Origin of the sequence: Neobacillus drentensis, from assembly GCF_036965245.1 — a bacterium.
Classification (GTDB): Bacteria; Bacillota; Bacilli; order Bacillales; family Cytobacillaceae; genus Neobacillus; species Neobacillus drentensis_G.
This window is the reverse complement of record NZ_JBALPG010000125.1, coordinates 1-11732: the sequence shown is the minus strand read 5'-3', so window position 1 is coordinate 11732 and position 11732 is coordinate 1. Positions and strand designations below refer to the sequence as shown.

Annotated in this window: 10 protein-coding genes; all 10 read left to right on the top strand. The window is 36.2% G+C overall.

From position 1 onward, the window contains the following. Positions 1 to 96: 96 nt before the first annotated feature. Positions 97 to 2106 carry a chemotaxis protein CheA gene (locus V7150_RS21155; RefSeq protein ID WP_335522215.1) on the top strand — a complete coding sequence of 670 codons (2010 nt, stop codon included), beginning with the start codon at positions 97 to 99 and terminating at the stop codon, positions 2104 to 2106. 19 nt (positions 2107 to 2125) lie between these two features. Next, positions 2126 to 2551 carry a chemotaxis protein CheW gene (locus tag V7150_RS21150; RefSeq protein ID WP_335522213.1) on the top strand — a complete coding sequence of 142 codons (426 nt, stop codon included), beginning with the start codon at positions 2126 to 2128 and terminating at the stop codon, positions 2549 to 2551. Positions 2552 to 2609: 58 nt separating this feature from the next. After that, the gene (locus V7150_RS21145; protein WP_335522211.1) at positions 2610 to 3089 is read left to right on the top strand and encodes a chemotaxis protein CheW; all 480 of its coding nucleotides are present in this window, start codon (positions 2610 to 2612) and stop codon (positions 3087 to 3089) included. Between the two features lie 40 nt (positions 3090 to 3129). Continuing rightward, a complete protein-coding gene (locus V7150_RS21140) occupies positions 3130 to 5379 on the top strand; it encodes a methyl-accepting chemotaxis protein (protein WP_335522209.1) in 2250 nt (749 codons plus the stop codon). A gap of 357 nt (positions 5380 to 5736) precedes the next feature. After that, positions 5737 to 6561, top strand: a complete 825-nt coding sequence (locus V7150_RS21135; protein ID WP_335522207.1) for a CheR family methyltransferase — start codon at positions 5737 to 5739, stop codon at positions 6559 to 6561. A gap of 98 nt (positions 6562 to 6659) precedes the next feature. Next, on the top strand, positions 6660 to 7103 hold the full coding sequence (locus V7150_RS21130) for a YaaR family protein (protein WP_335522205.1): 444 nt from the start codon (positions 6660 to 6662) through the stop codon (positions 7101 to 7103). 135 nt (positions 7104 to 7238) lie between these two features. After that, positions 7239 to 7661: a DUF6115 domain-containing protein gene (locus V7150_RS21125; protein WP_335522203.1), complete on the top strand. Its 423-nt coding sequence runs from the start codon at positions 7239 to 7241 to the stop codon at positions 7659 to 7661. Positions 7662 to 7676: 15 nt separating this feature from the next. Then, entirely contained in the window at positions 7677 to 8567 is an 891-nt protein-coding gene (locus V7150_RS21120) for a flagellar hook-basal body protein (protein ID WP_335522202.1), read from the top strand. 78 nt (positions 8568 to 8645) lie between these two features. Continuing rightward, positions 8646 to 9503: a flagellar hook-basal body protein gene (locus tag V7150_RS21115; RefSeq protein ID WP_335522199.1), complete on the top strand. Its 858-nt coding sequence runs from the start codon at positions 8646 to 8648 to the stop codon at positions 9501 to 9503. 294 nt (positions 9504 to 9797) lie between these two features. Beyond that, positions 9798 to 11348, top strand: coding sequence for a flagellar filament capping protein FliD (gene fliD, locus V7150_RS21110; RefSeq protein WP_335522197.1), 1551 nt, complete (start codon positions 9798 to 9800; stop codon positions 11346 to 11348). Positions 11349 to 11732 lie beyond the last annotated feature (384 nt).

The window sequence follows — 11732 nt, the reverse complement described above, 5'->3', positions numbered from 1 at the left end:
GGTAATATGAGGTATAAATATGACTTCTTTAATATGTAATTACTCCAATGTCAGTGGGTACTACTTTTGTATGCTATTTTGTAAGGGGAGTTTGAAATGGATTTAAATAATTATTTAGAAATGTTTATCGAAGAATCAAAAGATCATCTACAAGCAATAAATGACGAATTGTTAAAACTAGAGCTGGAACCAGAAAACATTGCTATTATAAACGAAATCTTTCGTTCAGCACATACGCTTAAAGGGATGGCTGGTACGATGGGCTTTGAAGATCTGGCATCGTTGACTCATGAAATGGAAAACGTCTTGGATCTTCTTCGAAATTCCCAATTGAGTATAACATCAGAAATTATGGATGTCATATTTAAGTGCGTTGATTTCATTGAAAAAATGGTAAATAGCATCGAGCAAGGGGGCGATGGAAAAGAAAATGTAACGGAAATCGTATCCCAACTTGCAAAGATACAAGATCCATCCCATACATATCAAGTTGACCTTTTTGATGCCTCTCATGAGTTGGCTGTGGCAGCGGACTTAGTCATTGATGAGTATCAAAATTCCATAATTAACGAAGCGAAAATGATGGGCAATAACGTCTATCAAATCACTGTAACACTAGATGAAAGATGTGTGATGAAATCGGTTCGTGCCTATATGGTTTTTCAAGTGGCGGAAGAACTTGGAGAGATTATCCAGACCTATCCACCTGTAGAAGAAATAGAAGAAGAAAAGTTTGAAAATTCATTTACCCTTTTACTGCTGTCACAGCGTGCCATGCAAGAAATACAAACACAATTTGCCAATGTTTCAGAAGTAAAAGAAGTTATTGTATCTGAAGGATTAAGTCAAGAAATTGTAAAGAAAAACCCGTCTGTTACAAACGATGAAAATACAGGTCCAGCAAACCAACTCCCAGAGAAAGAAAACACTGGGGATAACAAGAAAAAACAACGTTCAAAATCAATTCGTGTAGATATTGAAAAACTGGATCACTTAATGAATCTATTTAGTGAATTGATTATTGACCGTGGAAGGCTTGAACAAATTGCACGGAAGTCGGGGCTTTCTGAACTTACGGAGACGGTAGAACATATGACTCGTATTTCGACAGATCTACAAGATTTAATTTTGAATATGCGCATGGTTCCAGTTGAACAGGTATTTAATCGATTCCCTCGGATGGTACGGGACTTAGCAAAAGAGTTGAATAAGAAGGTTCAATTAGTAGTGGAGGGTGCCGAAACAGAATTAGATCGTACGGTCATTGATGAGATTGGAGATCCTTTAGTCCATTTACTAAGAAATGCCTTAGATCATGGACTTGAATCTACTGAGGAAAGATTAGCCAACAAAAAGCCAGAAGAAGGAAAAATTTTATTGAAAGCATACCATAGTGGAAACCATGTGTTTATCGAAGTTGTTGATGATGGGAAGGGCATTAACCGTGAAAAAGTACTGAATAAAGCGATTGAACGGGGAGTTGTATCGATAGAGGAAGCTAAATCTCTTACGGATCAACAAATTTATGCTTTGATCTTCTCATCTGGATTTAGCACAGCTGATAAAATATCAGATATTTCAGGACGTGGTGTGGGTCTTGATGTTGTTAAAACCAAAATTGAATCATTAGGTGGTGTAATCAGCATAGATTCGACACCAGGACAAGGGTCTATATTCCACATTCAATTGCCGTTAACGTTATCTATCATTAATTCAATGTTAGTGAATGTGGAAGAAGAGACATACGCGATTCCGTTTACTTCTATAGTGGAAATAACGACGATAACATTTGATGAAATAAAAACGCTTCATGGACAAAAAGTATTCCAATTCCGCGGCCAGGTCGTACCGTTAATTTATTTAAACGATGTATTCCATGTACCACCTGTCGAAACAGCATTCAAAGAACAACACCATTATATTGTTATTGTTCGAAAAGGAAATAAGACAGTAGGGTTAGTGGTTGACTCAGTATTGGGACAACAAGAGGTTGTATTAAAATCTCTAGGAGGCTTATTATCCAATCTATATGCTATATCAGGTGCGACCATTCTTGGAAATGGGGAAGTAGCTTTAATAATAGATTCCAATCAATTTATTAAATAGAAAGGGGAGGTCTTTCTCAATGACAATGGTAAAAATAGTTGCTTTTATATTGGGAGAAGAAGAGTATGGAGTGGAAATTAATCATGTCCAGTCAATCGAACGAATCGAGCATATTACAAGGGTTCCAAATGCTCCCATGTTCGTAAAAGGTGTAATAAATCTTCGTGGAAATGTCATTCCAATTATTGACCTTAGAAGCAAGCTAAACCTTGGACAGGCAGATCATACAGCAAATACTCGCGTAATTATCACAAAATTTGAAGACATCGAATTAGGTTTTATTGTTGATCAAACAACCGATGTTATTGATGTAAACCCTGATGCTATCGAAGCTATTTCCTCTAGTGATTTGGATTCCGACTATTTTGGAGGTATAGCCAAAATCGAAGGTCGGTTAATCATTATGTTAAAAATAGCGGAGTTGATGAAAGCTACAGCTGACTAAACATAGTATGCATGTTGATGTTAGCTGCTCATTTTTTATTAAAGAAAAGGGGGATCGTATGAAGGGACAAGTAAAGTTAGAGGATTTTCAGGCACTCATTTTTAAAGTAGGCGAGGAAGAATATGGAATACATATAAAACAAGTGGTTTCCATTGAGCGAATGCAGACTATTACTCCTTATCCAAATCGGCCGCCTCATGTATTAGGTGTTACTACCATACGAGAAGTTGTGACACCCATTGTGGACGTACGAACGGCGTTAACAGGGGAATCACTTAAACCAACAGATAACATGAGAATAATTGTTGTTCAGACATCTGATAATGCAATCGGACTTGTGGTAGATGCCGCTACGGATGTGTTAGATATTTCTCAGGATACGATCCAACAATCAAACCTTATTGAGGAAAAAGATGTTGCTTATTTATTGGGGATATCTAAACAAAGCGACCGTTTGTTAATCTTGTTAGACATCGAAGAATTACTTAAAGACACAACAAACTTAGATGAATTAAAAGAAATTAAAAATGAGTTATAGATTATTAAATGTTATTAGTAGTAGAAGGGAAATGTTAAGAATGTTCAGGAAAGAATCAAATAAAGAATCAAATAAAGTATCAAATAAAGTATCAAATAAAGTATCAAACAAATCATCAAACAAAGCATTAAACAAAGCATCAAGAAAATTATCAATGAATATGAAATTATGGGGTAGTTATTTCATCATCATATTATTGTTAACAACACTTGCTATTGTTGCTTTTAAAAACATTTACTTTTTAGGTGACCAATTATATTTAATGGGGGATAAACAAGTTTCTAAGTATAAAATATTAGGAGACTTAAAAGATGAGCAAACTCGTACGCGCCTCTTTGTAGTCAAGCATGTGTATTTGCCGGATGAAGAAGATAAAGTAAAAATTGAACAATCAATGGATTCTGAAGTCGCAAAAATAAGAAAGAATATTAAAAAACTAGATAAAACACTTGCTAATGGTCAAACTAAAAAAGATTTAGCAGAGTTCAGCAAAAACTTTGAAGCCTGGCTCGCCACTACACCAACTTACTTTAAAGATTCAAGAACCAATAATTATGAAATCATAAAACCACAGATGGCCATAATGACAAGTCTAGGGGAAAAAGCAAACTCTTCTCTTTATAAAGTAGAAGCAGGAATCGATAAGTCTAACAATACTAGCATAAAAGATTCTCGCCAACATGCAGTTATTTCCTTATATCAAATTCTAATTGTTTCTGGTGTTGCAGTGCTATTTAGTATTTTCATTTCCTTCTTTATGACAAGAATCATTCGCCGTTCTGTTATTGGTGTTGTCAATAATGTCGAAAGTACAACAAACTCTATTTCTGAAATAAAAAAATCGATTGATCAAACAGCGATCAGTGCACAAGAATTAGATGCTTCGATGAACAAAACTAACGATTCTGTAAGTGAACTTGTTGCTTCCATTCAACAAGTATCAGGGAACACGAATGTAACGGCTTCAGGTGTGGATGAAATCTCTGCTGCAGTGGAACAAATGAGTGCTTCGATTAATTTGGTGGCAGCGAGTGCAGATCACTTGGATACTTCTGCGGAAGAAACATCTTCTGCTATTCAAGAAATGATGGGTTCTATTGAACAAGTAGCTATTAACGTTAGTAACGCGGGTATAAGTGTGGAACAAATTACAAATGTAATTGAATTAATGAGCAAGTCCATTAAAGCTGTCAGTGAAAATGCAGTGAATCTGACTACTATGGCTGAACAATCTTTTGAAACGGTTGAGGAAATGGTCTTATCGATCAAGAGAGTCGCAGATAGTGCCCATACGGTTAATGATCTTAGTAATTCTGTAAAACAGGATGCCTTTGAAGGAACGATCTCACTGAATGAAACATTACATGGGATGAAAGAAATTTCACAGGTGATTAACAAAGCAAGCGATGTGATTGAGAACTTGGGGAAAAGCTCTGAAGAAATCGGTAGTATTATCAAAGTTATTGATGATATCGCTGATCAAACTAATCTTTTAGCTCTTAATGCCGCAATTGAGGCTGCACGTGCTGGAGAAAATGGAAAAGGGTTTGCGGTTGTTGCCGATGAAGTGCGAAAACTAGCTGAACGGTCTGCAAAGGCAACAAAAGAAATTTCTATCCTCATTAAGGAAATTCAAAATGAAACCGTAGTTGCAGTTGCTTCAATCAAAGAAGGTGAACAGAAAGTAAATATTGGAAATGATTTGGCAGAAAAAACGAATCAAGCAATCAAGAAAATTACTGAAGGTATTGCTCAAGTGAATGATGAAATGAACCTAATTGCCAAAGCAACGGAAGATCAAACGAAAAATAGTGAATTTCTCACAAAAGCGGTTGAGAATGTGACGAAACATGCAACAGAAATGACACAATCAACAAAAGAACAATCCATTGCTGCAGAAGAAATCGTCCTAGGTATACAAAATACAAAGGACCGGGTTGAACAAATTAGTTTGGCAACGGCAGAACAAGCACAAAGCAGTCAAACCATCGTAGAAGCTATTGAAAATGTCACCACTCAATCTAGCTCTGTGACAAACGCCACAAAGGAACAAGCTCTGACTGCTGAAGAAATTCTTCGCAATATCAATAATATAAAAGAAATGGTTCAACAAATGAAGATCGCAACGAATGACCAAGCAAAGTACGGTCAAGAAATTGCTTTAGAGGTTGGAAATGTTCATAAACAAACAGAAGAACTAAATGCTAATATTAATACAGAAACGAAGGAAGTGGCCGAAGTAGTACATGCTATAACTGAGGTAAATACACAAATAGTTAAGCTAAAGTAACAGGAGTATCAAAAAAGTGCCTTTGCAGAATTTGCGAAGGTATTTTTTATAGTATTCTTAAAAAGTCGTAAGGGTACAAGTTCAGGAATATCTTATTTTGATGGATAATATTTATAAAAATGATAAAAGAACAAAAACTATCAAAAATATTTGAATCAATTTTGAAAAATTATGGTAATATGAGAAGTATAATGACTTATTCTCAGATCAATATTGTAATAGTTTTCTACAGAACTAAATTAAATGAGTAATCAGGTAATTGAAGCAATGCAGAGGTAAATCTACAAAAGATAAAATTAACGTTAATAGCTTCTGGGAAGGAACGGTGCCATATCATATGTGGAGACGTTTAATCAGATGCCTGCTGAAAAAGGAAGAGATTATGTGATACATAAACTGATGGAATTAGCGATGAAAATTAAAGGATTTTGCGGAATTGATTTTACTATGAATCTAGCAAGTTTAGATTTGAAAGTTTCAAGAAGGCTTAATGAAATAGGGTTTAATTTAGAAGAATATATGAACTATTTACAAACAGACACAAATGAATGGGATAAACTTGTTGAACATATTACCATAAATGAAACCTACTTTTTTAGGGAATTTAACCAACTAGAAGAATTTCAGAACTTGCTAAAGAAACAATCAGGTAAATATATCAATGTATGGTGTATCCCTTGTTCTACTGGGGAAGAGGCCTATTCCCTTGCTATCTTGGCAAAGGAGGTAGAACTTTCAACAGGCAATCAAGTTAGAATCGTGGCATCGGATCTTAACAAAAAAGTTTTGGAACATGCTAAAAGAGGTCATTATTCAAAAAATTCTTTATCATTTAGAAGAATTCCGGAAAACAAAGAGTATCTTAAAAAGTACTTTATTGAAACTGAGAGTGGCTATGAAGTGAAAAATGAAATTAAACAAATGGTTTCATTTGAACCATTTAACTTGACTGATTTCCCTACATATACAAAATACAATCAAATTGATATTATTTTCTGCCGAAATGTCTTGTTCTATTTTAATGATGAGATTATTAAAAAGGTTATTAAAGGTTTTCATTCAATCTTAAACAATGATGGATATTTATTTTTGGGTCACGCAGAGTCCATCTCAAGTTTTGATAGTAAATTTATCTCAGTTCACACAAAAGAAGCTTTTTACTACAAGAAGGATATTTTGTAACTTTTAATGTTTTTTTTGGAAAGTTAAGGTATAATAACTACATCATTTTGATATATTTTGATAGATTTTTATGATGCGATTTTTGGAGGTGAATCCATTTGAAAATACAAGAAACAGTTAGGATGAATATAGGTGACCAACGACTTTCAACAACCGAACGGACTTCAGCTAATTCAGCTTCATTTCAAAAGATTTTGAACTCCTATTCCAAAGACCTAACCCAGGAACACCTCCATCAGCTGTTGCAGGACATCGATCAACAAGGCCTGCAGCTAAGCGAAAAGCCAACGTTAAACGAACTCCATAAATACAAAAATTTGGTCAAACAATTTATGGGTGAGGTAACGAAAAACGGTATGGGCTTATACCAAACTGAAAGCTGGGATCTGTATGGTGGAAATAAAACACTTAAGACGATCCAAGTACTCGATCGTAAATTAATGGAATTAACGGATCATGTTATAAACCAACAAAATGCAGGTCTATCCATTTTGGAGAGAATCGGAGAAATCAAGGGCTTATTGATTAACCTTTATTCGTAATACTGTTCTTATTAATTAGTTATTCTGTCATTGTTAATGTACAAGAATCAAGGGTTCCCTGAGCCTATTCTATTAAGCAACGTTGTAGCGGTTCTGGCAATGAATACTTTAGTAAACTAGTGAGGGAGCAAAAAGGTGCAAACATATGTAAACGAAATCTTCCTAGGGCTCATTTTGATCGGCGTGATTTATTTGGCTGTTCGAGACTCGCTCCGACGGAAGTTAGACTCTAATAAGGATTTGTATCAAAAAATGAACGAAAACCAAAAACAATTGATCCAAGAAATCACCGAGCTAAAAATCGCCATTAGACAATATCAACAAACAATAAAAGCTGAGAACGAGCAATGGAGGATCGATAGACATGAATTGGTAGCATCTATAAAAGCAACTGAAAAAACGATGAGTGGGCAAAATTTGTTATTACATGACCGCTATAAGGAAATTTTTGATTTACATAATCAAGGTCTTTCTGTTGATCAAATTGCTATGAAGCTTGAAAAAGGCTCCGGTGAAGTAGCTTTTATTTTACAGCTGGCTGCCCAAGAGAGCATCTAAGAAGGGGGATTAATCATGATAAGAGGTTTATATTCAGCGGCTTCAGGGATGTTTTCACTGGAGCGAAAGCAAGAAACATTGTCCGATAATCTGGCCAATGCACAAACACCAGGATACAAAAAGGATGATGCAGTTCAACGGGCGTTCCCGAAATTATTAATTCAACGAATCCAGGACTTTAATGAAAATGGAAAGATCACAAGTGCTGGAGGCTTCCAATTACCTGGACAGGCTATTACGATAGGTGAGTTATATAATGGTGTGTATACACAGGAACGAATACCCAGTTTCAGTCAAGGGGCACTGGTAGAAACGGGAAATCCGTTAGACCTTGCGATTGAAGATCAGGGGATTCCCGCGCAAACGATAAATGGCCGGCCCGTGAAACCGGCTGCCTTCTTTGCTGTTCAGCTCCCTGATGGAACCATTGGCTACACAAGGAATGGAAAGTGGGATTTAGATGCAAATGGTCACCTAGTGACATCAGAGGGTTATCGTGTGTTGGGGGCGGATCATAATCCCATCCAAATGACTGACAGTATTCGTAAAGAGGATTTGTTCATTAGCCCGGATGGCCAGTTAATTGCCTATCCAAATGATCCATCTAGAACAAGGGCGGTCGGGCAGATTGGCCTAGCAGTGATACAAAATCCAGCTGAGCTTCGTCGTCTAGGGGGAAATGTATTCCAGTCTGAAAATCCAGTACCATTTATCCAAGATGCTGGAGGAACTAATCCGGGTATCTCTCTTTATCAAGGATTCATTGAACAGTCGAATGTTGATCCAGGTCAAACGATGACAGATATGATGATGACGATTAAGGGGTATGAAGCAAACCAAAAGGTAATAAGTGTTTATGATAACTCTTTACAACAACTATACTCGGTCGGCAAGTTAAACGGATAATCTGCTGCTTCCATCAGTGGGAGTCTTTTTGCAAGTTAGAAAACGATAAAAAAACGCTAAGAATAGGAGATAAGCATTTTGAATACGTCATTATTTATCTCATCAGGTGCTTTGCAAGCATACCAGCAAAAAATTGATACGACAGCAAATAATGTTGCCAATGTGAACACGATCGGTTTTAAACGCAGGGACCAAAGCTTTTCTGAGATTTTAGCATCGCAATTTAACAATCAGCCACTAATAAATCAAGAAATCGGAAGGCACACACCTAATGGAATACGAGTCGGTTATGGAACGCGGACAGGACTTACACAAATTGACAACGAGCAAGGACAAGCTGTTCAAACAGGCAATCCTTTTGATCTCATGATAGCTGGAAAGGGATTTTTCCAAATTGGTTATCCATCTGCATTTGCGGGAGGACCTAATGAGGTGAGATATACCCGCGATGGCAATTTCCATGTTAGTCCTAATCCCAACAAACAGGGAAGCTTTCATTTAGTAAACGCCAATGGAGGTTATCTGTTAGACCAGAATGGTAATCCAATCGAACTAGATGGACAATATGAAGTGAACATCGATCCAATGGGGCAAATTCAGTTGAAAAATAAAAATGGCCAAGCAGCAACATTCAAATCAGCTCAGCAAGTGGGTATTGTGGATATTCAAAATCCTCACGTGTTACAGAATGTCGGTGAAAATGAATTCGCGATTGATCCCAATGCATTAGCGAATGGTAGAAATGCAGCCAATTATGTGAGAATGATGGCCCCAGGAGAGATACAAATCACAACGGGTTATCTCGAAGGATCGAATGTCGATTTGTCAAAAGAAATGACCGATCTGATGACAGCTCAGAAGGGTTTTCAATTAAACGCTAGAGCGGTTTCCTATGCAGATCAGATGTCAGGGATTACCAATAATATATTAAAGTAATTTTTGAACGTCAATAAGATTACTAGAAAAGGCCGCTTCTTCGTAAATCCTCGAGGTGATTGCGGCTTTTTTTACATATCTACAAATATAAGAATTAGCCATAGGTACTGCTTAATAAGACGAATGACTTCCTTTTAAACTATTTTGAGATGCTTCCGATAAATAATGATATATGGGTATTTACCTATGGATACCTTAAAAGAAGATAAAATACTGCCGAGAATTGAACTTACTTTTGCAAGCGTAAAAAAAATATTTTTAAAAAAATTGCTTTTTATAAAGGAGGAAAACGATATGGTTAATTTGACAACACATGTATCCGGACTAGCATCAGGTTTGGATACAGAAAAAATAGTAAGTGACATGATGAAGGTAAATAGAATTCCTTTAGATAAACTGCAACAAGCGAAAACGCTTAACACATGGAAAACGGCGGCCTATCGAGAAGTCAACTTGAAAATAGCTAGTTTCAGAGACGCTATGCAGGATTTAAGACTGCAAGGAACGTTTAACGCTCAAAAAGTGACTTCGAGCAATGCAAGTATTGATGTTTCAATGTCAGGTGAATCTAAACTTCAAAACTTTACGATTTCAGAAGCAAAACTTGCTGCCCCGGCAACAGGTAGTTCAGTCAGTTTTGACACGAAAATAGGTAACGGCAAGGACAAAATCGACCCTAATGGAACAGCTGACTTAACGTTTAAACTTAATGGAATTGAAATTACCATACCTAAAGATAGTACCTTTGACCAGGCAATTGCACAAATCAATTCGAAAAGTGCAGACACAAATGTCAAAGTTGCAAATGTTGGGGGTTCATTAGTATTTTCATCCAATGAAGCAGGTGCAGGTAAACCAATTACGATATCCGATTCTAACCCTGATGCACAGTCACTATTAAAGATTACCAACGGAGCTACAGACGCTATTGATCCAGCTGGGCAGTTTTCTGCTGGTACTTTTTCTAACGGAGCGCCTGCTGAGTCAGGATATGTTGTCATCAATGGTACAAAAATCACTGTTTCCGATAACACGTTCACATATGATGGTGTTCAAATCAAATTAAAATCAGCGGTTTCTGTGGATAACCCAGCTACTGTAAGTGCTGTTTCAGATACAGATAAGATCTTTGACAAATTGAAGACATTTGTTGATAAATACAATGAGCTAATAAAAGAATTAAATGACAAACTTACCGAGAGTAAAAACCGTAACTTCCCACCGTTAACAGAGGCACAAAAGAAAGATATGAAAGAAGCAGATATTAAGTTATGGGAGGAAAAAGCAAAAAGTGGTCTACTCGCAAATGATCCTGCGATCCGTCAATTCCTTACACAGCTTCGTTCAAGCATGAGTGAAATTATTAAAGGAGAAGGGATTAATCCATCTTTTGACTCACTGCCAGAAATCGGAATCACAACTAGCAAGGATTATAAAGACAATGGTAAATTAGTTTTAGATGAGTCTAAGCTAAAATCACTGTTGAATACTAATCTGACTGATATCCAAAAAATGTTTTCCAACAAGTTCGAGACTGATAATCCGAATGATACAACTATAACAAGTGCTGACAAACACAAAAATAGTGGATATGCGTTCAGGGTTTATGATCGGATTGGCGACATTTTATCACAACTAAAAGTAAAAGCTGGGGCGCCAGGAACGATTTCTGTTAACAGTGTATTAGGAAAAGAGGCTGCCTCCATTGACGAAAGAATGGTAAAAGTTCAGAACCGAGTATATGCGCAAGAGCAAGCCTTGTGGACAAAATTCAACGCTATGGAAAAAGCCCTGCAACAACTAAATAGCCAGAGTTCATTTTGGTATAATCAACTTGGGCAATAGTAAATTCAACATTGTTCAAAAGAGTCATTCTTTATCGGTGACTCTTTTTCTATTGATCTGCGACAAAAATTTTCGATATTAATTTCTTATATGTATTTTATTCCAATACAAAAAAAGTTTGATAAAACTACTAAACCAATTGTTTGATCCACCGATAACAATAAATAACAAAGAATTCTTCGAATAAAGGACTGCAAAACAAATCGTTGAAAACGGTACACAATATGTTTGATGTCCGATAAGAATACATACGATCGAATTCTTTTAAGAAATTAAAAAAATTTAGGAAATGACTAAACGAATTATTCAATTTACCGATAAGAATAAATACCAAGAAAATTCTTCGGTAAAACAGGCGAAAAATATTTTGATAAAGGGTATGAG

What these genes read in the sequence shown, in the direction of transcription:
- V7150_RS21140 (WP_335522209.1), top strand. Translation starts at nt 3,130, where the DNA reads ATGTTCAGGAAAGAATCAAATAAAGAATCAAATAAAGTATCAAATAAA.
- V7150_RS21155 (WP_335522215.1), top strand. Translation starts at nt 97, where the DNA reads ATGGATTTAAATAATTATTTAGAAATGTTTATCGAAGAATCAAAAGAT.
- fliD (WP_335522197.1), top strand. Translation starts at nt 9,798, where the DNA reads ATGGTTAATTTGACAACACATGTATCCGGACTAGCATCAGGTTTGGAT.
- V7150_RS21150 (WP_335522213.1), top strand. Translation starts at nt 2,126, where the DNA reads ATGACAATGGTAAAAATAGTTGCTTTTATATTGGGAGAAGAAGAGTAT.
- V7150_RS21120 (WP_335522202.1), top strand. Translation starts at nt 7,677, where the DNA reads ATGATAAGAGGTTTATATTCAGCGGCTTCAGGGATGTTTTCACTGGAG.
- V7150_RS21135 (WP_335522207.1), top strand. Translation starts at nt 5,737, where the DNA reads ATGCCTGCTGAAAAAGGAAGAGATTATGTGATACATAAACTGATGGAA.
- V7150_RS21145 (WP_335522211.1), top strand. Translation starts at nt 2,610, where the DNA reads ATGAAGGGACAAGTAAAGTTAGAGGATTTTCAGGCACTCATTTTTAAA.